The organism is Sulfurimonas indica (genome assembly GCF_009192995.1).
Taxonomy (GTDB): Bacteria; Campylobacterota; Campylobacteria; order Campylobacterales; family Sulfurimonadaceae; genus Sulfurimonas; species Sulfurimonas indica.
This window is the reverse complement of the sequence record NZ_SDID01000002.1, coordinates 1-21,994: the sequence shown is the minus strand read 5'-3', so window position 1 is coordinate 21,994 and position 21,994 is coordinate 1. Positions and strand designations below refer to the sequence as shown.

Sequence of the window (21,994 nt, the reverse complement as noted above, 5' to 3'; positions counted from 1 at the left end):
CTGAATTAAGAATCCCTAAAAATAGGGCTTTAGAGAGTTCTGAAGAAATTTGTAATGTTACTTTCAGTTATTATTTATATAAATAATTTCTTAAAAAAGAAAAAAATTTAGTAATTTATTTGAAAAAATACAATATGATATTCACAAGTTAGAACACTGTGTGAATAATACACATTTTAGAAAAATTTTGTAATTTTTTTAGCATTATAATTTTATTTAAGAGAATAAAATTAAGTTTTTAGTAATTCATAGAAAGGATGGATTTTTTTAAGATTAGTAGGGTATTATTACACTCATAGACGACCTCCCTGGTGTGTTGGTCGTCACTTTTTATACTGCATTATATCTTTTAATGATCTTCTTTACACGATTTCTTAATTTTTTAAGTGCTTCAGTACTTGTTGTACCATCAGCCGTAAGATTTTCAAAGCTGTCACCCAACTGTGCTTTTGCTATCCAACCGATTTTATTATGATATTTGACACCAACAAATTGTACATCACCAAAGTGGCCTTTTGTCAGTTTATAAATCTCTTTTATTCTATCTGCATCTGTTTTTTGAGACATTACATACCTTTGATTTGAATTTGATTGAAATCATAGATAGATTATAGCATGACTCTGTTGCAAAATGATTACGCTACTTCTATATGCGAAAAACTGTTAGTCTTCTTTTGTCGCTGCCCAGATAAATCCACCTACGCCAACGGCAAACACAACAACAAGTAAAATAATTTCACTAATATCTACACCACTCATAATTTTCCTTGATAATTTTGGGAAATTATACTCCTCAAATTGTTTGCCATCTGTTTATTGGTCTTTATTTATAGTTCACCTTCAGTTTTCTCTTTGAGTTGACCACATGCTGCTGAGATATCTATGCCTTTTGAATCACGAATCGTAGCTAAAAGACCATGTTTGACCAGATACTCTTGAAATGCAAACATATCTTCATAACTTGGACGCTCATACGGCGTTCCAGGATAAGGGTTAAAGTAGATAAGGTTTACTTTTGCTTTGATACCTGAGAGGAGCTTTACAAGCTTCTTCGCACTTCCTAGGTCATCATTTTTGTTTTTAATAACAAGATATTCAAACATCACACGTTTACGTGTGTCAATCGGAAAGCGTTTTACAGCTTCTATGATAGAGTCAATGTTATGAGCTTTGTTCATTGGAATAAGCTCTGTTCGGAGTTCATCATCAACTGCATGAAGTGATATGGCAATGTGAACGCCTAAATCCATTGCACCGAGCTGATCTATTTTATTGCTCAGTCCACTTGTACTAACGGTTTGTCTTTTTCCTGAGATGGCAAGACCCTCTTCTTTTTTAAAAATCTCTATAGCCTTTGCGAGATTTTCAAGATTATCAAGTGGTTCACCCATTCCCATATAGACAATGTTGATTTTACGATTGTGTTTGTGTTTGTTATCACGTTTGAGAGCTACTACCTGCCCTACAATCTCTCCAGCACTCAAGTCTCTGGTAAAACCACCCTTTGCTGTTAGACAAAATGAACAACCTACTTTACACCCTACTTGTGTAGAGACACAGATGGTATATTTTGCTTCTTGGACAAGTTTTCCATCTTCATGGATTTCATCTTTCATTTTTAACCAAACTGCTTCTACTGTTTTACCATCCTGGAGTTCAAAAAGATACTTTATTGTTCCATCACTTGCTACTTCTTTTCGAATGATTTTCATAGGGTTGACAAGATACTTTTGACTCAATTCTTCTTTCATAGCTTTTGGAATATTTTTCATTGCATCATAACTATCGGTATATTGATGATAGAGCCAACCATAGATCTGTTTTGCACGAAAAGATGGTTTTACAAGTTGTGTTAGCTCCTTGAGTGTAAAGTCAAGCAGGGAAGGTTTGAGTTGGTTCATCGTGATGTAAGTTCCTTGATTCTTTTTTTGACATGCTTTTCTAATAACTCTTTTGCCTTGTCATGGTTTTTGAGAAAGTCTGTATGTGCATCTTGGTTTGTATAATTTGTTATACAAAAAACGCCACCGGCTGGAATGTCAAACTCTTTGGCAACTGCTAGAACAGAGAAAAATTCCATATTTTCAATACCTACTCCAAAGTTCAAAAACTTTTTTGTTAGCGATTCATTTGTCGAGATATAATTAGAAGAGTTAACAATAATATCCTTTTTATCTGTTAGATTTGTAGAGATAACGTTTTCCAAAGGTGTGTATGCATCTTTATTTAAAAATGCAAGTTCGATGTTTGTAGCAGTTTTACTCTCGATGATGTCAAATATCTTAGCTTCTCCATACGAACCGGCTGTACCTACAAAGAGTAAAAACTCCGGTTTGTCAAACAAACAGAGCCTTGTGAGGTTCATGGCAGTCTCAATAAGTCCCACTCCCATAGGTGTTGCAAAAGAGAAGTTTTCAGAATTTCCCGCACAGATTATCATCTCTTACAGCCTTACTGGAATATGGTTGTCATGCAGATAGTGTTTGAGATCCATAATATCTATCTCTTTATAGTGAAAGATCGAAGCAGCAAGTGCAGCATCTGCACCATGTTCAAAAGCCTCTTTTATATGCTCCATAGTCCCTGCTCCGCCACTCGCTATTACAGGTACATTGACAGCTTTGGAAATTTGTTCAGTGATATTTAGCTCGAAACCAGCCTTAGTACCGTCTGCATCCATAGAGGTAAGGAGTATTTCACCACTGCCACGTTCTACTACTTCTTTCGCCCACTCTAGTGCATCAATACCGGTGTCAACTCGTCCACCGTTAAGGTAGACATTGTAAGAACCTTTTTCATTACGTTTTACATCAATAGCAGTGACAATACACTGAGAGCCAAAACGTTTTGCTCCTTCATCTATGAGCTCTGGGCGTTTGATAGCCGCTGAGTTTACACTGACTTTGTCACAACCTACATTTAAAAGCTTGTAGATATCCTCAAGTTTGCGAATACCACCACCAACAGTAAGAGGAATGAATATCTCACGTGCTACTCGTGCGACAATATCTACAATAGTATCGCGATTGTCAGATGAAGCAGTGATATCTAAAAAAGTAAGTTCATCAGCGCCCTCTTCATTATATCGGCGCGCAACTTCAACAGGATCACCTGCATCTTTCAGTCCAACAAAATTCACACCTTTTACAACGCGCCCATCTTTTACATCTAAACAAGGGATTATTCTTTTAGCAAAGTAGTTTTTCATATCTTTCTCTATCTTTATAATATAGTGCAATTATACTTAAAGTTGCTGTAGCTGGGTTTAATGGTTTGTCTTTAGATGTTATTTTGTACTCTTACTCCTTTGAAATAGTCTTTAGCGATCTTTCAGAGATCATCTGTGGTTTTTTCCTTTCATGTTCAGACAGTCCTCAGCGGTCCTTTGGACATCGTCTGTGGTTCCAACCCTAAAAACGATAAGAAATTATTGTTTTCTTAACGGGTTTCACGTGAAACATTTTTTTTTGAGTTTATAGTTGTTTAATATAGTACATACTATAATGTATAATAATTTTTAATGAAATGAATGAAATGAAAAAAGAAGAAATTATTGAGAAATTACAAAAAGCGAAGCTTTCTGATTTACAATGGATTGACAGGGTAAAAAATCTAATTGCCGGAACCAAAAATGACACCGGGATACCTCCTGTAAAAGCAAAAGAGAGCGAATTTGGCAAATGGTTTTATAATGAGGGTCAGAAGCTCAAAAGATTATCAAACAATCCGTTGGAGTGCATGAAAAATATTGAAGTGCTCCATGAGCAGCTACATAAGAAATATCTTGGGATTTATCATATCTATTTTGCAGAAGAGAAAAAAGCAGGTTTCTTTTCTAAGCTCTTAGGTGCGAAGCGACAAGAGTTAAGTGAAGAAGAGAAAAACGCAGTAGATAATCTTTTGCGATCTATGGAAAATGATGCCAAAGAGTTTGTTAGAGAGGTAGAGCGTTTAGAGAGACGACTAGAAGCTGTCGCACAAGAAAAGATAGATTCTGTCATGAAAATGTAAAGAAATTATGCAATTTCTTTGCTTTGTTACCTTTTTATAAGTATTTTTAGTATAGACTAGCTTTTATGAATAGAGAAAGTGTTGTAGCAAAGAAGAAGTTTGGACAAAACTTTCTAAAAGATGAGTCCGTTTTAAGAAAAATCGTCGAAGCGATGCCCAAGAATGACAATAAAGTCGTAGAGATTGGACCTGGCTTAGGTGATTTAACTAAATTTTTAGTTGATGTCAAAAGTGTAGAAGCTTTTGAGGTAGATACCGATTTATGTAAACTGTTACAAAATACATTTGAAGAAGAGATCATTACCAAGCGACTCCACTTACATTGTGGGGATGTTTTAGAAGCTTGGAAGAATACTTTGATAGATGAGCCGTATGACTTAGTGGCAAACCTGCCTTACTATATAGCTACGAACATCATACTCAAAGCACTCGCAGATCCAATGTGTAAAAATATACTTGTAATGGTACAGCTTGAAGTAGCAGAGAAGTTTTGTGCGACAAGTGGAGAGAAAGTATTTGGTTCTTTGGGCATTATTGCTCAAAGTGTGGGAGAGGCAAAAATTGTCACAAAAGTTCCACCAACTGCATTTGATCCACAGCCTAAAATAGACTCTGCTGTTTTTCTCATACAAAAGAGTAGAGATAGAAGTGATAAAGCGTTCGAGGATATGCTTAGAGTTGCATTTACGCAGCCTCGAAAAACTTTAATGAAAAATCTCTCTTCTAAGTATGAGAAGGCAAAGCTGCAAGAGGCTTTTAAAGAGCTAGATCTTACATTGACGATTCGCCCTCATCAAGTTAGCACGAAGGACTATCACCAACTCTATAAAATGATATAAATAAAAGGAGTTTGGATGGCAGAAGAGAAACAAGAGGTAGCTCAGCAGAGCAAACCTCAAACAGACCGCAAACCAAATAACAGAAGAAACAACAATCGCAGACCAAATAATCAAAACAGAAACTCTGGCGATAAGAACAATGCAAACAGCAATCAAAACAAATCCAACAATCGTAACAAAAACCGTAATCGTCACAAAAGAGGTCCTGCCCCTATTGATGAGCAGTTAAAATCATTTGTTGTTAAAAATCAAGAAGCTCATAAGCAAAGACTTAACCCACATTATAAACTAGATCTGAATTCTAAAGCAAAAGTACGTATTACACCACTCGGTGGACTCGGTGAAATCGGTGGAAATATTGCTGTATTTGAGACAGAAAAAGAGGCAATCCTTATCGATGTAGGAATGAGTTTTCCAGATGATGAGATGCACGGTGTAGATATTTTAATCCCTGATTTTTCATATATCCGTGAGATTAAAGATAAAATCGTCGGTATTATCATTACGCATGCTCACGAAGACCACATCGGTGCAGTACCATACCTCTTTAGAGAGATGCAGTTTCCGATCTATGGAACACCGCTTCCACTTGCAATGATAGGCAATAAGTTTGATGAGCATCATCTAAAAGAGCATAGAAAATATTTCTGCCCGGTACAAAAACGTGAAATTTATAAAATAGGAAATGATTTTGAAATTGAGTGGATGCATATGACACACTCTATTTTAGATTCGTCATCTATTGCCATTACAACAGAAGCAGGAACGATCATTCATACAGGTGATTTCAAAATAGACCATACACCAGTTGATGGCTATACGGCAGATTTGCATCGTTTGGCATATTATGGAGATAAAGGAGTACTTTGTTTACTGAGTGATTCTACAAACTCACACAACCCGAACCCTACTCCATCAGAGTTAAGTGTTGCTCCTGCACTTGATCGTGTATTTTCTAAGGCTGAAGGGCGAGTAATCCTTTCAACGTTCAGTTCAAATATTCACCGTGTTTATCAGGCTATTCAGTATGGTATTAAATATGGACGTAAAGTATGTGTCATTGGTCGTTCAATGGAGAGAAACATTGAAGTTGCACTGCAGTATGACTATATCCGTTTTCCAAAAAATATCTTTATTGATGCGGATGAAGTCTCACGTATGAATGACAAAGAGATTCTTATTGTTACAACAGGTTCACAGGGTGAAGCAAACTCGGCACTTTTTAGAATGAGTATAGGCGAGCATAGACATGTAAAAATCAAGCCAAATGACTTGGTTGTTCTTTCCTCTCGTGCTATTCCGGGGAACGAAGGAAGTATATCTCAAATGCTGAACCACTTACAAAAATGTGGTGCAAAAATAGCAATGGATAAAGATATTCATGTTTCAGGTCACGCTTCAATCGAAGAACAAAAGTTAATGCTTCGTCTTGTAAATCCTAAGTTCTTCTTACCAGTTCACGGTGAATACAACCATGTTATGAAGCATAAAGAGACTGCCATGATGTGCGGTGTTCCAGAGAGAAATATTCTGCTCATGACAGATGGTGAGCAGATAGAAGTTGCACCAAAATATATGCGAAAAGTAAAAACTGTTAAGACCGGCAAAACATATATTGATAATCAAAACAATTATGAAATTGAAGATGATATCATTCTTGACCGTCAAAAACTTGCAAATGACGGTATCGTTATGATTGTTGCTCAAGTGAGTGAACAGACTGCTAAAATGATGGATAAGCCAAAGGTAACAACATTTGGTATCGTCGCAGATAAACGAGATAAAGCTTTTGCAAAAGAGATGGAAGATATCATTGAAAACTTCCTTATTAATATGAAGCCGGGACTTATCGGCAATCCAAAAACTTTAGAGGGAGACCTACGTCAGGTAGTGAGAAAACATATCTACCGTAAGATGAAAAAATATCCTCTTATCGTTCCACATATCTTTATCCACTAAAAAGTTCTCACCTCTTGGGTGAGCTACTTCTTCTTACAAATCATTTTCTCAGCAAACTCTTGATATCCTATCATCAATAAAATCACAAAAGGCAAAAAACTTGTCAAATAATAATGAAGCATTTGAAAATGCAGTAAAAACTATGATGGAACACGTTGGAGAAGACCCCTCACGTGAGGGATTGCTAGATACTCCAGAGCGTGTACGTAAGTCATATGAGTTTATCTATGGTGGATATAAAGAGGACCCCGAAGCGATTTTAAAAAAGGCACTTTTTACGACTAGTAATGATGAGATGGTGCTCGTTAAAGATATAGAGTTCTACTCAACTTGTGAGCATCATCTACTACCAATTATAGGGCGTGTACATGTTGCCTATATTCCAGATGGAAAAGTAGTAGGGCTTTCAAAGATTCCCCGTGTAGTTAATGTTTTTGCACGCCGTATGCAGATTCAAGAGCAACTCACTGAGCAGATTGCCGATGCTATCATGGATACTATCACACCAAAAGGTGTGGCAGTTGTTATTCAGGCACGTCATATGTGTATGGAGATGCGTGGAGTTGAAAAGATAAACTCTACAACAACATCTTCTGCGCTTCGAGGTCTTTTTAAAAGTGATGAAAAGACGCGCGCAGAGTTCTTTTCTCTCATTAACTCTCCAACAGGAAGCAGATACTAAATGCCACTCTCTTCTCTAAAAGAAAAACTCTCACACAAGAACTATTCAGTGGCTTTTGGAGAAGTAGTAAAAATTAATGCAACTGTTATTACGGCAAAGGGCCTAAATGTAAGCATCGGTGATATGGTGAAAATTGTCTCAAATGAGACGGATTTAGAGACTGTTGGCATGGTGACAGAAATCGACGGTGCAGTCTTTTATATCACACCCTTTTCATTTGTAGAAGGATTTCGTTCAGGGGACAGAGTCTTTTTGGACTCTACGGGACTCAATATTCCAGTAGGAGATTCACTCTTAGGTCGTGTGGTTGATCCTTTTATGCGCCCTATTGACGGTAAAGGTCCGTTGAAGTCTTCAAAACTTACTCCTATTATAAAAGCACCGATTGCTGCGATGAAGCGGGGTATGATAGATGAAGTTTTTTCTGTTGGTGTTAAGAGTATAGATGGACTCTTAACCTGTGGAAAAGGGCAAAAGTTAGGTATTTTTGCCGGAAGTGGTGTTGGTAAATCAACGTTGATGGGGATGATAGTACGCGGTGCTGATGCACCTATCAAAGTTGTAGCACTTATTGGTGAACGCGGACGTGAAGTTCCGGAGTTTATCGAGAAAAATCTTGGTGGCGATTTGACAAATACCGTCATTATTGTAGCAACATCCGATGATTCTCCCTTAATGCGTAAGTATGGAGCCTTTGCTGCAATGAGCGTGGCAGAGCACTTTAAAGATAAAAATCAGGATGTGCTCTTTATTATGGACTCTGTAACACGTTTTGCAATGGCGCAGCGTGAGATTGGACTTGCTCTTGGTGAACCGCCAACCTCTAAAGGATATCCACCATCTTCATTGACACTTTTACCACAACTGATGGAGCGTGCAGGAAAAGAGGATGGTAAAGGGAGCATTACTGCCTTTTTTACGGTTTTAATCGAGGGCGATGATATGAGTGATCCTATTGCCGATCAATCCCGCTCGATTTTAGATGGACATATTGTTCTCTCACGTGAGATGACAGACTTTGGAATCTATCCACCTGTACATATTTTAAACTCAGCCTCACGTGTGATGAATGATATAATTTCTCAGGAACATTTTCAAGCGGTTATGAAATTTCGCCGTCTCTATACACTGCTCAAAGAAAACGAAACACTTATTCGCATTGGTGCTTATGTACAGGGAAGTGATGCCGAACTTGATGAAGCGATAGAGAAAAAAGATGCAATGATGCGATTTATTGCCCAAGGAGCAACATATATTGTCCACTTTAATGAGGCAGTTAAGGAGCTCATTGCCATTATGGGTATAGAAACTAATTCATAATATCTGAAAGAGTCCAAGCATTTCGGTCTTTATGTTTTTTTTGCATAAATGTAATGGCGAGTTTTGTGTGTGAAGTCTTCTCAAAACTTCTCATCAACTGTTTTACCTCACTGTCCATTCCAAAGATATCGATGTAGGAGTAGATTATATTTTCTGCACTTTTGTAGTTAGGGCGGTCTAACTCTTTTTTTATCTTTGCATGGAAACTAACGCGAAGCAGATCACCGATTTTCTCTCTACGAGTGTTTATGTGAATAAGCTCTCCAAGTGTCTCTTTTACTGCTTTAAAATTGCCTTCTAGTGCAAAGAGTTCACACTTCTTTATACGCTTTTTCCAGTGATCCTCAAGCAGTTGTGCCAGTTGCATAGACTCAAGCTCACTGTTGTCATCCAGTGTTTCATAGCATTTGACAAAATTGTTCTTTTCATAATAGTTGAGTAGTTTTTTTGCCTCTTGCGTGAGGTTATAAAGCTTGTAGAGATTCTCTTTGAGCACAGAGATATGCTGGAGTTTCTTTATCATCTCTACTGCTTCAGTGAGCTTTGCATCTGCAATCAGTTTATAGATATCTTCTATATGCTTATCAGTCTCCTCAAGAAGTGCTTTATAGGAGGGTATTTCTTGAAATACCGGGCTTGTTTTAACAAGTCTATCCACCTCTTCATAGTTTTTATCGCCAATAGCTTTTATAAATGCCAAAAACTCTTTGTTTTGTCGTAAAAGAAGCTGTGTCATAGCTCGTTTTGAGCTGATGGTCGCAAAGGGTTCAAGGAGTGCCTTTGCTTGGCCTGGTCTTTGCAGGAGTAGCTGTTTTTGAGCCAAAGTAAAACTTTTTGTATAGGTACTTTCCATTTTTTTATACGGAGGAGTGAGTTGCAGTGCAGGAAATTTTTCACAAAGTGCATAAGCAAGGGCATATTTATGCTCGCTATAAAAGCTTTGCAGTTTTGGATAGTTTTCATAGGCAAGTAGCAGATTTTTGATACTCTCTTTTTTTGATTTCACTACTTCAAAGGGTTTTAGTCTATCTAAAAGTTCCTCTTTTTTTGATGTTATCAATTCCAAAAGCACTTTACTATATAGCTTTTTATATAGTTTTTCAGCTTCTTGTGCTTCAGGAGTTTTTTCAAGCATAGGATTGGACTCTACCAGCTTGAAAATCTCAAGAAGTTCTCTTTTTTCTAAAAGTTCACGCAGCACTTTCTGTGAGCCAAGATATATCTTGTGAACACTGTTGTCTGCAAGAGTAACGAGCAGTATATCTTTACTTAAAAGCAGAGCAGTGCGAACATTTGCATCAAAACTTAAAAAGTTTCTTTTAATGATTTTTTTTGCTCTTATATCAAAGAGCATAATATTGCTAGACTTCGCAATAATCAAAAGATAATTACTTTGAGGCACTTTCAGCAGTTGCAGAATATCTCGCGTATGTGTATTTACTTGCGTAATATGAGCATTTTTCCTTATTTTTGCCATAAAGAGCATGCCATCGACATTGGCAAAGATTATATGTTTATCTTCTGTAAAAGTGATGGCATTGACTTTTGTTTTGGAACTCTCAAAGCTGAACTTTCTTGTCTGGGAATGAAATTTTACAAGAGTAACAGCACCGCCATAGCCGCTTGCCGCAATATACTCAGCATTATAGGCTATAGCACTGACATAATTGTTGTTTAGACTCTTCTTATAAGTAACGGAAGTATAGGGAAAAGAGCAGAGTCTTGCGATGTGAATTTTGTCTTCATATCGGTATTGTATGACTCTGCCGTTTTGTGTTCCACTGATGAGATAAGGTTCATTTTGCATAAATGAGAGTTTTTCAATCACGCCATCATGGGTAATGATGGTTTGTAGAATATTTCGCTTGTTGATATCTAAGATATAGAGTATTTCACCATTTGCTATTGCCATAAGTGGTAGTGAGGGATGAAAGGTCAGTGCAGTTGTTTTTGCCTCTAAAAGCTCAAAATAGATATTTTGTTCTATTTTTAAAGGCTCAATGGAAGCTATTTTTATATTTTTGAGATGGCTGGCAATAGCAATGAACTCTTTATTTACTTTTTCAAGCACAAAAATATCTGTATGAAGTTTCAGTGCTTCAAGATACTGCATTATAGATCTTTTTGACTAAAAGCTGAGGGGATACTCTGCCATTAAATTCATTTTTTGTAACTGTATAGGAACAGCTTATTTTTCTATTTGCAGGCATCTCAAAAACGGTTCGAAAAGCAATGAGTTCAACTGTTTTTCTTTGGTGTGGATATTGCCTTACTTCGATGCGTGAGTGTGATTTGTCAGCTCCCATAAGTTTAATGCTGACAACTTCAGCTTCATGTAGTAGAAAGCTAGGCTTTGTGTTGGCCTCCCCATAAGGCTCAAAACGCTCCAAAAGCTTCAACAGCTCTAAATCAATATCATCCGTTGCCAAGATACCGGTAAGTGATTCCACAGGTAAAAAATCTTCAGGGGCTATCTTTTGCGCACTTTTGTTGATAGCCTCTCTAAAAGGCTCAATATCTATCGTCTTAAGCCCTAGTCCGGCAGCCATTTTATGCCCGCCAAACTTAGTTAACAAGTGTTCATTTTCTTTTATAAGCTCGTAAATACTGATATCTCCAATACTTCTAGCACTCCCTTTTGCACTCTGACCATTTATACTCAGCACAATGGCAGGCTTTTCAAATCTGTCAACCAAACGTGAAGCAGCAATACCGACAACACCTTCATGCCAATCTTCTCCTGCTACAACAATAATGCTGTCTTCTTCTCTCACGCATGCTATCGCCTCTTTTGTTGTTTGAGCCTCTGTCTCTTTTCTCAGCTCATTGAGTTGCCCTAAGAGTTCAAACTGTTTGTAGGCACTGTGTGTATCTTGCGCGGTAAAAAAATCAAGTGCAATGGAAGCATCTTCAAGACGCCCAGCGGAATTGATGCGAGGTGCTATCTGAAAGGCTATATCTTCACTGCTGATAGTTGATTTATTGAGAAAATCCCGAATGATGACAGAAGCAGGCCGTGAAGAGTTTTGTATCAGTTTTAAACCCTCTTTTACAAGCGTTCTGTTGATATCAATAAGCGGCATAATATCTGCAATAATAGCAATCGAGAGTATGTCTAAGAATTGGCGCATATCAATGCTGAGTGAGAGCTCTTGTTTGAGTAGTGCTAAAAGCAGCCATGCAACCTCTGCTCCGCATATCTCCTCAAAAGGATAGTTACACTCTGAGAGTTTTGGATCAACAATCGCATAGGCATCAGGAAGCTTATCTCCTGGCGTGTGATGATCTGTAATGATAAGATCAATGCCTCTTTGTTTGCAAATTTCTGCTGCTTCAACAGCGGTAATGCCATTGTCAACTGTAATGATAAGATTAGCTTCAATACGCTCTAGTACAGTTGGACTCACTCCATAGCCATCACTAAATCTATTTGGGATGATAGCATCAAGCGGGTAAGGGATACGCTTGAAAAAATCAACCATAATGGCTGTGGAGCTGACACCATCAACATCATAGTCCCCTACAAGTGTAATACGTTCATTCTTTTGTATTGCGTGAGCAATACGTTTTGCAGCTTTACTTGCATCATGTAAGAGAGATGGATTTGGAATTTGGGAGAGCTTTTTATCACTCTCAAACCTCGAAGAGAGAATCTCAAAGAGATCTGATTTTGTTATAAGAGGAAGTTTACTCAGCATTCAAACTAGCGTTTACAAACGCAAGTATAGATGGGTTTGGAGTTTGCAGGCGTGAAGTAAACTCAGGGTGAAACTGTACGCCTAGGAACCATGGGTGGTCTTTCACCTCTACTGTTTCAATGAGCCCGTTAGATTCTCCCGTTACAATCATTCCTGCTTTTTCAAGTGCTTCACGGTAAGCAGGATTTGCTTCATAGCGGTGACGGTGACGCTCATAGATTGTTTTGGCACCGTTGTATGCCTCACGCAGGATTGAACCCTCTTTCGTATCACACGGATACTCTCCAAGACGGAGTGTTCCACCCATTGGAGATTGATGTGTACGAAGCTGCATTCCACCGCTTTGATCTAAGAAATTATCGATAAGATAGATCATAGGGTGTGGTGTATTTTCATCAAACTCTACAGAGTTTGCACCCTCAAGACCAAGTACATTTCTTGCATACTCTACAAGCGTGAGTTGCATTCCAAGACAGATACCAAGGTAAGGGATTTTATTTGTACGAGCATATTCAATTGCTTTGATTTTACCCTCAACACCGCGGCTTCCAAAACCACCGGCAACAAGAATCCCGTCACAGTCACGAAGCAGTTCTTCTGCTCCACGCTCCTCTATCTCCTCAGAATCCACCCAGCAGATCTCAACACGACTGTCAAGGTGTGCACCTGCATGAATAAGTGCTTCTGTAAGTGACTTATAAGACTCTTTGAGGGCAAGATATTTTCCAACAAAACCGATAACAACACGCCCTTTTGGTTGTACGATTTTCTTAACAAGATTATCCCACTCCTCCATGTCTGGAGTGAGCTCACCGAGTTCGAGCTCTTTGGCAATAGGCTTTAAGATATTCTGGCGTAAAAAACTCATAGGAACATCATAGATACTTGCAGCATCAAGTGCTTCAATAACACTATCATTTGGTACATCACAACTCATTGCAAGTTTTTTCTTAAAAGTTTTAGGAAGTGCATTTTCGCTTCTTGCAATGATCATTTGTGGCGTAATTCCAATACGGCGAAGTTCTTGAACAGAATGTTGTGTTGGCTTAGATTTCATCTCTCCAGCTGCTTTGATGTAAGGAATAAGTGTTACATGGATGAAAAATGTGCCTGCTACTTCATCATCATGTTTCATCTGGCGAATTGCTTCCATAAACGGGAGCCCTTCGATATCACCAACTGTTCCACCAAGCTCAACAACTAAGATATCATGTCCCTCACCCGCTTTTTTAATACGTGAGACAATCTCACCAACAATATGAGGAATAACTTGAATCGTTTGACCTAAATAACCACCTGCACGTTCACGCTCTATTACAGAAGAGTAGACCTGCCCTGTTGTAAAGTTAGAGCTTTTTAAAAATGAGGTATCAAGAAATCTCTCATAGTTTCCGATATCAAGATCAGTCTCAGCTCCATCTTTGGTAACAAAGACCTCTCCATGCTCTAAGGGACTCATCGTTCCAGGGTCGACATTGATATATGGATCGATTTTTAACATCCCAACATTTTTACCAGAGTGTTTGAGTAGTGTACCAACACTGGCCGCTGTAATCCCTTTTCCAAGAGAGCTTAGAACGCCTCCGGTAACAAAAATGTATTTCGTCATATAAAAATCTCCATAAATCGTAATTATTATCGCGATTATAGTATATAATGACTTATTAAATTATGAAAGCTTTTAAATGGAACATATTTTATTCTATATTATTGTCGCATTAGGGCTCTCTATCATTATCAATATTTTTCTCAAAAAGATAGGGATCTCACAGATCATCGGCTATATTATCACAGGTACTATTATTGTTTATGCTTTTGATCTGCGTGAGGCTGGACACTCTCATGAGCTAGAGATGATAGCTGATTTTGGAATCGTTTTTTTGATGTTTACGATAGGGCTTGAGATATCACTTGCCAAGATGGGAAATATGAAAAAAGATATCTTTGGGAATGGCTTGATGCAGGTTGGTTTTACCTCTTTGGTCGTTTATGTTGTAGCACATTACTTCTTTGAGTTGCCAAGTCAATCTTCTTTGATTATTGCACTTGCATTTTCTCTCTCATCAACGGCAGTTGTTCTCTCCTATCTTAAAGCTTCCAAAGAGATATATACGACATATGGGCAGAGTGCGACAGGTATTTTGATATTTCAAGATATTGCCGTTATCCCTATTCTCATTCTGATCGGTTTTTTAACGACAGAGGGAAATGAGAGTGTCAGTACAATTTTATGGCATACGCTCAGTTCTGCAATTATAGTTGTAGGAGTGCTCTTAACAGTGGGAAAAAGAGTAGTCGCATGGTTACTGCATTTTTCCGCCTCTTCGGATGTCGATGAACTTTTTATGGGCTCTGTTTTGTTTATCGTCATTGGAGCCTCTCTTTTTGCTTCTTCTATGGGGTTTACCCACTCTTTGGGTGCTTTTGTAGCAGGGATGATTATTGCAGAGACGAAGTACCACCATAAAGTTGAAGCCGACATTGCTCCTTTTAAAGATATTTTACTTGGTACCTTCTTTGTTGTTGTGGGGATGAAGATTGATGTCTCTCTTTTTCTAGAGCATGCTGATGAAGTTATAGGCTTTTTCTTTTTGGTTTTGGTTGTCAAGATGCTGATTATGTTTTTACTCCTCCGACTTACATCCAAGAGCACTGACTCTTTAAAAACCGCTATGTTTCTCTCTCAGGTCGGTGAGTTCTCTTTTGTTATCTTTGCTCTTGCAGAATCAGGAGGTATAATTGCAAAAGACCTGGCCTCTTTGTTAGTGTTAATAGTTATATTTTCTATGATTGTTACTCCGTTTTTTATCGCTCGCATTAGTCCTATGGTTGACAAATGGATAAAAGAGAAAGATGTTGTAACAGATTTCTCCGGACTTGCAGGCAGAGAAAATCATGTTGTAGTCTGTGGGTATAGTGTTGTTGGTAAGTTTGTGACAAAATATCTTGAAGATATGGATGCTCCGTTTGTAGTTATAGACAACTCAAACAAGCATGTAAGAGAGGCTTTAAATGATGGGATAGAGTGCTATCTTGGAGATGCTTCAAAATCTTCTATCGTTGAGGCTCTGCATGTAGAAAAAGCTTCTGCTATCATCGTCACACTGGATAATATTACCAAAAAGAGACTTATTTGTGAAGCTGTACTAAAAGTTGCAAAAAATGCGAACTTGATTGTAAAAGTAGTTTCACTTGAAGAGAAAGAACAGTTAAATGATTTGGATATTACAACGATTGTTGATGGAAAAGTAGAGGTTGCACGAGTTCTTGTTGAGCGCATGATATCATGCCAGCTCAACTATAAGTAAAGAGGTTTTTAGTTTCCGCGTGAGCCCGGTTTGATAGCTTCGCTGCCATCTTTACAAAGAGGACACGCATCTGGAGCGTACATTTCAAATGTAAAGTCAGCAAGTGCAAAAAACGGAATATCTTGAGGAAGTTTACAGTTTACTTTTGTCTCGATATCACTGCCTTCTCTGTGACAAAAACCACGATTTGCCAGTGCTGCCACACCAACAATCTCACCACCGAGCTCTTTTACAACAGCTGCTGCTTCCATAGCGCTCCCACCTGTTGTAATGATATCTTCACACATAAGCACTTTTTCACCCGGTTTTATCTCAAAACCTCGACGAATAGTCATCTTACCATCAACACGTTCGGCAAAGATAGAACGAACATCAAGAGCAGTTGCTAGTGCAAAACCGGCAATGAGCCCACCGAGCGCAGGAGCACATACAGTGTCAATCTCCAGTCCGCTTGCTTTTATCTGTGTTGCTAGTTCATCAGCCAAAAGCTTTGCAGTTTTTGGGTCTTCTAAGACTTTTGCAGATTGAAGATAAAACTGTGAGTGATTTCCAGAACTAAGCTTGAAATGCCCTTCCAAAAGAGCATCTGCATCCATATATATCTGTTTAATATCCATTAGATTATACTTTTAAGATTTCAGCTTCTTTGTCTTTTAAGATGCTGTCCACTTTTGCAATATATTTATCTGTGATTTTTTGGATGTTGTCTTGAGCAGATTTAGACTCATCTTGTGTGATCTCTTTCTCTTTCTCAAGTTTTTTCACTTTGTCATTTGCATCACGTCTGTCATTTCTGATAGAGACTTTTGCTTTTTCACCCATTCCCTTCATCTGCTTTACAGCTTCTTGACGCTGCTCAACTGTCATTGGAGGGAAGAAAAGTTTAATTTGATCACCATCATTATTTGGATTCACACCAATATTTGCAGCTTGAATTGCCGCTTCAATATCTCCAAGAAGATTTTTTTCCCACGGGTTGATAACGATAGTTGTTGCATCTGTTGCAATAACAGAACCAACCTGATCAAGTGGTGTTGGAGTTCCATAGTAGTCGATTTTTACATTATCTAAAACAGAAGTGGTAACTTTTCCAGTTCTCAGTGTTTTGAACTCTCTTTGCATGTGCTCGATAGCACCTTGCATCTTTGTTTCACATTCGTTAAATATCTCTTCTAGCATACTCTATTTCTCCCTATTTTGAACTATTTTCTTCTTTAGCAGCAGGTGCTGCGATTGGTAGTGCAGGTGCAGCAATATTTGTATCTTCTACAACCTCATCTACAACTGAAGATTGTGCAGCTTGTGAGTACATGTAGCCTAAAGTAATTGTATTGATAACAAATAAAAATCCAATCGTAAAAGTAGCTTTGGCAAGAAAGCTGTTTGGACCTTTTGCACCAAAAACAGATTCATTAGAGCCACTGTACGCGCCAAGACCGATGCTTGAGCTTTTTTGTAAAAGTACAGCGATTACCAAGATGATAACGAGTACGATTTGAACAATAAGTAAAAGACTTGTAGTCATATATATTTCCTATAATAAAGTGGCGAATTATATCTAAAAAAACTTATATTATCAAACCGATGCAATTCTAGGGTATAATTGCATTATTAATATGAGTTGGAGAAAAAATGAAAAATTTAAAAATAATAGTATCTGTTTTAATAGCAGCAATGGTGATTTTATTCTTTTTCATCTCCAATAATGATACAAAGCCGATCCTTAAAAAACCAATAGTCGCAGTTAGCACTTTTGCGCTTTATGATATTGTCAAGCATATTGCCGGAGATACAGTAGAGAGTGTAAATATCTTGCCTTTTGGTGTTGATTCGCACAGTTTTGAACCGACACCACAACTCATGGCCAAGATTGAAAAGAGTGCTTTGGTTATTTATAGTGGAGCAGGGCTTGAGCCATGGGTGCAAGGGTACCATTTTAATGCCAAAGCGATAGATATCAGTAAGCATGTAAGACTTCGCAAGCTTGATGCTGATGAACATGAACTTCATAATCATCATGATGAACATGGCACACATAATACTATAGACCCACACTATTGGCTTGATTTTTCAAATATGAAGATAGCTGCTGATGTTATTACAAAAACCCTTGTAGAGTTGTTACCGCAAAATAGAGCATTGTATGAGCTAAATCAAAAAAGATATAACACGATGCTAGAAAAACTTGATAGTGCATATAAAGAAAGACTCTCCTCTTGCAAAGCTGACACTGTAGTAGTAAGCCATAATGCACTTGGGTATCTCTCACGCAACTATGGGTTTCATGTAGAAGCGTTGACAGGACTCTCTCCTGAAGCTGAGCCAAGTGCAAAAGATGTAGCAAGAATTATGGATGATATAAAGAAAGAGGGAGTAACGACGATCTTTTTTGAACATTTTGTTAATGACAAAGTGATTAAGCGAATAGCAAAAGATACACATATCAATATTGATGTTTTTCAAGCACTTGGCAATATTACAAAAGATGAGGCCCAACAACATCTTACATATGAAGATATTATGCAACAAAATTTAGAAAAACTCTCTAAGGCTCTTGTGTGCAACTAAAGTTCAAAGTTCCTATCTTTGATATAAAAAATCTCAGTTTTATTGTACGTGGACAGACAATCTTACAACATATTACATTTCAGATTTTTCATGGTGAATATATCGCTATTATCGGACCAAACGGTGGTGGTAAGACAACACTTATTCGTATGCTTTTAGGACTTGAAAAGCCAACAAGCGGAGAGATTCGTATCTTTGGAAAGAGACTCAAGGATTTTAAGGAGTGGCATAAAATTGGTTATGTGCCACAACGTGCATCTCATGTTGATGCAAACTTTCCGGCAACAGTTGAAGATATTGTTAAGATGGGACGTATTGCTAAAAGAAACCTCTTTGCCGTAATGAGTCAAGAAGATAAAGCAATGGTTCATGATGCAATGGTGAAGATGGACATTCTTGATTTGAAAGACAAAATGGTCGGTACACTCTCCGGTGGTCAGCGTCAGCGGGTAATGATAGCACGTGCTTTGGCATCATCACCGGAGATTTTGATTCTGGATGAGCCAAATACAGGAGTGGATGTAAAATCACAACAGCGATTTTATAAGCTCCTTGCAAAACTAAATAAAGAAGAGGGTATCACTATTTTATTTATTACACATGATATCGGAGTGATTGCAGATGATATTGGCAGACTCTTTACTATCAATCAAAAAGCAACTATCTGTAACAATCCTAAAGAGGTGCTCTCCTGTGAAGAGATGTCAGAGCTTTATGGAATTGAAGCACATCTTATCCATAATCACAGACACGAGCATTAGGATGGTTTTATGCTAGAGATGTTTGAATATGAGTTTATGCAACGAGCCTTTATCGCAGGTATCTTTATCGCTATCTTAGCATCACTGAGCGGTACCTTTATTGTTCTACGCAGATATTCACTTATCAGTGAGACACTTGCACACTCTGCACTTGTCGGTGTGGCAGTAGGTTTGGTTGCTGGGTATAATCCTCTTTGGATGGCTGTTATTGTTGCTATTGCTTCTGCATGGCTTATAGAGTATTTACGGAGTTCCTTTGCTCTTTATTCTGATGCGATTTTAGCTATTTTACTCTCAGGTTCCCTTGCTGTTGCAGTTATTATTGTCTCACTGGGCGGAGCATTTAACAACTCACTCTTTTCCTATCTCTTTGGTTCCATTTTATCTGTCAGTGACAGTGATGTGATGACGATTATTATTTTTGGCTCTCTATCTTTGCTCTTTTTACTACTTTTTTCAAAGGAGCTCTATTTTATAGCCTATGATGAAGAGGTGGCAAAGACAAGCGGTGTGAAGGTCAAGTTTTTAAACTTCTTACTGGTTACAGTTGTAGCTATCATCATTGCTCTCTCTATCCGTGTTGTAGGTTCATTGCTTATTGGTGCACTGATGGTGATTCCGACTGTTGCGGCACTGCAGTATAGAGTAGGCTTTCGTGCTACGATGTTGATATCGCTCTTTTTTGCTCTTTTTAGTGTTGTGTTTGGTATGATGCTCTCATACTACTTTTCACTACCTTCTGGAGCAACTATCGTGCTTGCTGTTATTACTATCTTTATTATTTCACTCTTTATCAACAATAAATGAAAGTAAGTTCAGAGTTTTCGAAGTACGCCGCACACTATGGCTTTTATAATGTGATTCAAAATAGAGTTGTGGAAAAACTACTCTCTTTTGTTCAAGGAAAACCAAAAAATGTTTTAGATTTAGGCTGTGGCAGTGGTGCGGTTTTAAAAAAGATAGAGTGGAAACTACAGCATTTTGTAGGTGTTGATTTTGCTCCGGGAATGCTTGAGTTGCATCCAAAAGGCAAACATATAGAGTGTGTTTATGGAAATTTCAATGATGCGATGCTTTTTGAACATCTCCAAACCTACAGTTTTGATTACATTATCTCTGCTTCTGCGCTGCAATGGGCTGATAATTTGGAGCGTGTATTTCAGCATATTGCAGCTTTAAACGCTCCTGTGGCACTTGCTATCTTTACATCAGGCACCTTTAAAACACTCAATGAAACAGCAGGACTTGAACCGCTTCTATGCTCACGTGAAAGAGTAGAAGCTCTGCAGAAACAATATTTTCCTGATGCAAGATTTGAGGTTATTACTTATAAATTAGAGTTTGAGAGTGTCAGAGATATGTTTCGTTATATTAAAAAGAGTGGGGTAAGTGGCTCACGCAGAGTACTTTCATATAAAGATACGAAAAAACTGATGCATGCATATCCTGTGAACTATTTAGAGTTTGAAGTGGCTTTTATTGCTCACTGAGAACTATCTCTTTTTCCAGATTATAAAGCTCATAACGGATAGTTTTAAAATTTTCACTCTGCTCTATATCTTCGAGTTTAAATATCTCTTCTAAAACTCTGGCAGACTCCTCTGCCCTTTTAAAATTGGCTGTTAGAATGCTTGTAATGTCAGAACGTTTTTGCTCGCTTTTTGTAGAGCTGCGTAATACATCATTGATACTGTCACGATTTTTTAGGAGTTCTAGAGTTTTGTTGATTTTTGCTTTGTGGCGAAGTGATTTTAATTTTGATGAGAGTTCTTTGTTATTGTCTCGATAACGCATAATGTCTTCGACAACACGAATACCTTCTTTAAGACGGTTGAGATTGGCATCAATCACCCGATAGATTTCGGGTGATAGAGAGCTACTCTTCATTTCCGAAGATGCCAAAAAGCTGGAGCAGTGCTATAAAGATATTTAGAAAGTCTAAATAAAGAGCGATTGCACCATCGATTGGAGTTTCATACGCTCCATTCATAATGTTCTGTGTATCATAGATAACCAAGATGCTAAAAAGAATTACCACTGCACCTGCAATGATAATTTGAAACATCGGGTTACCAAGAAACATATTAAGAATTGAAAAGCCGATGATTACAAGAAGAGCGATCAATAACGGTTTTCCATATCCTGTAAAGTCTTTTGTGCTCTTAATAGCAAAGAAGCTCATAGCACCAAAGACAACTGCGGTCATTGCAAAGGCATTACCAACGATGACCCCGCCACCTACCATACCTAATGTATATGCAAGAAGTGGTGCAGTAGTGAGCCCTGTCATAAAAACAAAAGCAAACATAACCACAAGATTAATGCCTGGCTTGTTCTTAGCAAACTGTAGACCGATCAAAAGACCTATCTCCAAGAAGAAGAGAGGCCATATCATTGATGATATACTAGCAGCAAGTGGTACACCCACATATGCTCCCACAGCACCTGCCATCATAGAAGCAGCAAAAAGTTTGTAAGTCTCTTTTACAAAAGATACAATCTGTGCTTCAGAACGATGTGCTGTTTCGTAAGCATAAGAGTTGCCTCTTGCATAGTCACGATCATAAAGTCCCATATTTTTTCCTTTTTCAAATAATCTTATTAGATATTTTTTATTTACTGAATTTTATACATAAAGAGTTAATGGATAGCAACGTTTGGTAAACAGAAAAAATGCTTACATAATAATATAAGATAATATAAGAACAAAAAAGAGATATTAAAATAAGAAAAACAAATTCCAAAGTAAACATTTCATAAAAAAATGTAAAATTTCTCCTAAAAACTATTGACATTAAAGATGAAATCTCCTATAATTCCCATCCACAAACGGAGACACTTCGAGTTG

22 protein-coding genes are annotated in these 21,994 nt (G+C 37.7%); 10 read left to right on the top strand and 12 right to left on the bottom strand.

What is annotated here, in order from left to right; all coding sequences use genetic code 11:
• Positions 1-330: 330 nt before the first annotated feature.
• From ES948_RS01140 to hisF, 4 genes are all read right to left on the bottom strand, one after another.
• Positions 331-567 carry a hypothetical protein gene (locus tag ES948_RS01140; RefSeq protein ID WP_152183092.1) on the bottom strand — a complete coding sequence of 79 codons (237 nt, stop codon included), beginning with the start codon at positions 565-567 and terminating at the stop codon, positions 331-333.
• A 260-nt stretch (positions 568-827) separates the two neighbouring features.
• Positions 828-1,901 (bottom strand): dual-specificity RNA methyltransferase RlmN, encoded by a 1,074-nt coding sequence (gene rlmN, locus ES948_RS01135; RefSeq protein ID WP_152183091.1) that lies wholly within the window; start codon positions 1,899-1,901, stop codon positions 828-830.
• Positions 1,898-2,440, bottom strand: a complete 543-nt coding sequence (locus tag ES948_RS01130) for a phosphorylase family protein (protein ID WP_152183090.1) — start codon at positions 2,438-2,440, stop codon at positions 1,898-1,900. Before ES948_RS01130 ends, rlmN begins: the two co-directional genes overlap by 4 nt.
• Positions 2,441-2,443: 3 nt before the next feature.
• Positions 2,444-3,208, bottom strand: coding sequence for an imidazole glycerol phosphate synthase subunit HisF (gene hisF, locus ES948_RS01125; RefSeq protein WP_152183089.1), 765 nt, complete (start codon positions 3,206-3,208; stop codon positions 2,444-2,446).
• 317 nt (positions 3,209-3,525) lie between these two features.
• Here hisF and ES948_RS01120 point away from each other — a divergent pair, with 317 nt between their 5' ends.
• From ES948_RS01120 to fliI, 5 genes are all read left to right on the top strand, one after another.
• Positions 3,526-4,011, top strand: coding sequence for a CZB domain-containing protein (locus ES948_RS01120; RefSeq protein WP_152183088.1), 486 nt, complete (start codon positions 3,526-3,528; stop codon positions 4,009-4,011).
• Between the two features lie 65 nt (positions 4,012-4,076).
• Entirely contained in the window at positions 4,077-4,850 is a 774-nt protein-coding gene (rsmA, locus tag ES948_RS01115; protein WP_152183087.1) for a 16S rRNA (adenine(1518)-N(6)/adenine(1519)-N(6))-dimethyltransferase RsmA, read from the top strand.
• A 15-nt stretch (positions 4,851-4,865) separates the two neighbouring features.
• Positions 4,866-6,809, top strand: coding sequence for a ribonuclease J (locus ES948_RS01110; RefSeq protein WP_152183086.1), 1,944 nt, complete (start codon positions 4,866-4,868; stop codon positions 6,807-6,809).
• 100 nt (positions 6,810-6,909) lie between these two features.
• A complete protein-coding gene (gene folE, locus ES948_RS01105; RefSeq protein WP_152183085.1) occupies positions 6,910-7,491 on the top strand; it encodes a GTP cyclohydrolase I FolE in 582 nt (193 codons plus the stop codon).
• Positions 7,492-8,811 carry a flagellar protein export ATPase FliI gene (gene fliI, locus ES948_RS01100; RefSeq protein WP_152183084.1) on the top strand — a complete coding sequence of 440 codons (1,320 nt, stop codon included), beginning with the start codon at positions 7,492-7,494 and terminating at the stop codon, positions 8,809-8,811.
• Here fliI and ES948_RS01095 read toward each other — a convergent pair.
• Genes ES948_RS01095 through pyrG form a run of 3 tightly spaced genes read right to left on the bottom strand, consistent with a single transcriptional unit; the run spans position 8,801 to position 14,118 of the window.
• The gene (locus ES948_RS01095; RefSeq protein WP_152183083.1) at positions 8,801-10,924 is read right to left on the bottom strand and encodes a WD40 repeat domain-containing protein; all 2,124 of its coding nucleotides are present in this window, start codon (positions 10,922-10,924) and stop codon (positions 8,801-8,803) included. The genes fliI and ES948_RS01095 overlap by 11 nt on opposite strands.
• Entirely contained in the window at positions 10,911-12,509 is a 1,599-nt protein-coding gene (gene recJ / locus ES948_RS01090; protein ID WP_152183082.1) for a single-stranded-DNA-specific exonuclease RecJ, read from the bottom strand. The genes ES948_RS01095 and recJ overlap by 14 nt, the downstream gene beginning before the upstream one ends.
• Complete coding sequence (gene pyrG, locus ES948_RS01085) at positions 12,499-14,118, bottom strand: CTP synthase (protein ID WP_152183081.1); 1,620 nt, start codon at positions 14,116-14,118, stop codon at positions 12,499-12,501. Before pyrG ends, recJ begins: the two co-directional genes overlap by 11 nt.
• Positions 14,119-14,194: 76 nt before the next feature.
• On the opposite strand from pyrG, the gene ES948_RS01080 reads away from it, so the two are divergent.
• Entirely contained in the window at positions 14,195-15,817 is a 1,623-nt protein-coding gene (locus tag ES948_RS01080) for a cation:proton antiporter domain-containing protein (RefSeq protein ID WP_152183080.1), read from the top strand.
• An 8-nt stretch (positions 15,818-15,825) separates the two neighbouring features.
• Here ES948_RS01080 and pyrE read toward each other — a convergent pair whose 3' ends face one another.
• Genes pyrE through secG form a run of 3 tightly spaced genes read right to left on the bottom strand, consistent with a single transcriptional unit; the run spans position 15,826 to position 17,342 of the window.
• Positions 15,826-16,434: an orotate phosphoribosyltransferase gene (gene pyrE / locus ES948_RS01075; protein WP_152183079.1), complete on the bottom strand. Its 609-nt coding sequence runs from the start codon at positions 16,432-16,434 to the stop codon at positions 15,826-15,828.
• A 4-nt stretch (positions 16,435-16,438) separates the two neighbouring features.
• Complete coding sequence (gene frr, locus ES948_RS01070) at positions 16,439-16,996, bottom strand: ribosome recycling factor (RefSeq protein WP_152183078.1); 558 nt, start codon at positions 16,994-16,996, stop codon at positions 16,439-16,441.
• 13 nt (positions 16,997-17,009) lie between these two features.
• A complete protein-coding gene (secG, locus tag ES948_RS01065) occupies positions 17,010-17,342 on the bottom strand; it encodes a preprotein translocase subunit SecG (protein ID WP_152183077.1) in 333 nt (110 codons plus the stop codon).
• A gap of 107 nt (positions 17,343-17,449) precedes the next feature.
• Here secG and ES948_RS01060 point away from each other — a divergent pair, with 107 nt between their 5' ends.
• The 4 genes from ES948_RS01060 to ES948_RS01045 are packed head-to-tail and all read left to right on the top strand — an operon-like array spanning position 17,450 to position 20,636.
• Entirely contained in the window at positions 17,450-18,385 is a 936-nt protein-coding gene (locus tag ES948_RS01060) for a metal ABC transporter substrate-binding protein (RefSeq protein WP_152183076.1), read from the top strand.
• Positions 18,376-19,146: a metal ABC transporter ATP-binding protein gene (locus tag ES948_RS01055; RefSeq protein WP_152183075.1), complete on the top strand. Its 771-nt coding sequence runs from the start codon at positions 18,376-18,378 to the stop codon at positions 19,144-19,146. Before ES948_RS01060 ends, ES948_RS01055 begins: the two co-directional genes overlap by 10 nt.
• Positions 19,147-19,155: 9 nt before the next feature.
• Positions 19,156-19,953, top strand: a complete 798-nt coding sequence (locus ES948_RS01050) for a metal ABC transporter permease (RefSeq protein ID WP_152183074.1) — start codon at positions 19,156-19,158, stop codon at positions 19,951-19,953.
• The gene (locus ES948_RS01045; RefSeq protein ID WP_152183073.1) at positions 19,950-20,636 is read left to right on the top strand and encodes a methyltransferase domain-containing protein; all 687 of its coding nucleotides are present in this window, start codon (positions 19,950-19,952) and stop codon (positions 20,634-20,636) included. Before ES948_RS01050 ends, ES948_RS01045 begins: the two co-directional genes overlap by 4 nt.
• On the opposite strand, the gene ES948_RS01040 is transcribed toward ES948_RS01045, so the two are convergent.
• Both ES948_RS01040 and ES948_RS01035 read right to left on the bottom strand, forming a co-directional pair.
• Positions 20,623-21,033: a thiamine-phosphate pyrophosphorylase gene (locus ES948_RS01040; RefSeq protein WP_188109412.1), complete on the bottom strand. Its 411-nt coding sequence runs from the start codon at positions 21,031-21,033 to the stop codon at positions 20,623-20,625. The genes ES948_RS01045 and ES948_RS01040 overlap by 14 nt on opposite strands.
• Positions 21,023-21,721 carry a Bax inhibitor-1/YccA family protein gene (locus ES948_RS01035; protein ID WP_152183071.1) on the bottom strand — a complete coding sequence of 233 codons (699 nt, stop codon included), beginning with the start codon at positions 21,719-21,721 and terminating at the stop codon, positions 21,023-21,025. The genes ES948_RS01040 and ES948_RS01035 overlap by 11 nt, the downstream gene beginning before the upstream one ends.
• Positions 21,722-21,994: the final 273 nt, after the last annotated feature.

Coding starts and splice junctions, on each gene's coding strand:
- ES948_RS01140 (WP_152183092.1), bottom strand. CDS start 567: ATGTCTCAAAAAACAGATGCAGATAGAATAAAAGAGATTTATAAACTG.
- rlmN (WP_152183091.1), bottom strand. CDS start 1,901: ATGAACCAACTCAAACCTTCCCTGCTTGACTTTACACTCAAGGAGCTA.
- ES948_RS01130 (WP_152183090.1), bottom strand. CDS start 2,440: ATGATAATCTGTGCGGGAAATTCTGAAAACTTCTCTTTTGCAACACCT.
- hisF (WP_152183089.1), bottom strand. CDS start 3,208: ATGAAAAACTACTTTGCTAAAAGAATAATCCCTTGTTTAGATGTAAAA.
- ES948_RS01120 (WP_152183088.1), top strand. CDS start 3,526: ATGAATGAAATGAAAAAAGAAGAAATTATTGAGAAATTACAAAAAGCG.
- rsmA (WP_152183087.1), top strand. CDS start 4,077: ATGAATAGAGAAAGTGTTGTAGCAAAGAAGAAGTTTGGACAAAACTTT.
- ES948_RS01110 (WP_152183086.1), top strand. CDS start 4,866: ATGGCAGAAGAGAAACAAGAGGTAGCTCAGCAGAGCAAACCTCAAACA.
- fliI (WP_152183084.1), top strand. CDS start 7,492: ATGCCACTCTCTTCTCTAAAAGAAAAACTCTCACACAAGAACTATTCA.
- ES948_RS01095 (WP_152183083.1), bottom strand. CDS start 10,924: ATGCAGTATCTTGAAGCACTGAAACTTCATACAGATATTTTTGTGCTT.
- recJ (WP_152183082.1), bottom strand. CDS start 12,509: ATGCTGAGTAAACTTCCTCTTATAACAAAATCAGATCTCTTTGAGATT.
- pyrG (WP_152183081.1), bottom strand. CDS start 14,118: ATGACGAAATACATTTTTGTTACCGGAGGCGTTCTAAGCTCTCTTGGA.
- ES948_RS01080 (WP_152183080.1), top strand. CDS start 14,195: ATGGAACATATTTTATTCTATATTATTGTCGCATTAGGGCTCTCTATC.
- pyrE (WP_152183079.1), bottom strand. CDS start 16,434: ATGGATATTAAACAGATATATATGGATGCAGATGCTCTTTTGGAAGGG.
- frr (WP_152183078.1), bottom strand. CDS start 16,996: ATGCTAGAAGAGATATTTAACGAATGTGAAACAAAGATGCAAGGTGCT.
- secG (WP_152183077.1), bottom strand. CDS start 17,342: ATGACTACAAGTCTTTTACTTATTGTTCAAATCGTACTCGTTATCATC.
- ES948_RS01060 (WP_152183076.1), top strand. CDS start 17,450: ATGAAAAATTTAAAAATAATAGTATCTGTTTTAATAGCAGCAATGGTG.
- ES948_RS01050 (WP_152183074.1), top strand. CDS start 19,156: ATGCTAGAGATGTTTGAATATGAGTTTATGCAACGAGCCTTTATCGCA.
- ES948_RS01045 (WP_152183073.1), top strand. CDS start 19,950: ATGAAAGTAAGTTCAGAGTTTTCGAAGTACGCCGCACACTATGGCTTT.
- ES948_RS01040 (WP_188109412.1), bottom strand. CDS start 21,033: ATGAAGAGTAGCTCTCTATCACCCGAAATCTATCGGGTGATTGATGCC.
- ES948_RS01035 (WP_152183071.1), bottom strand. CDS start 21,721: ATGGGACTTTATGATCGTGACTATGCAAGAGGCAACTCTTATGCTTAC.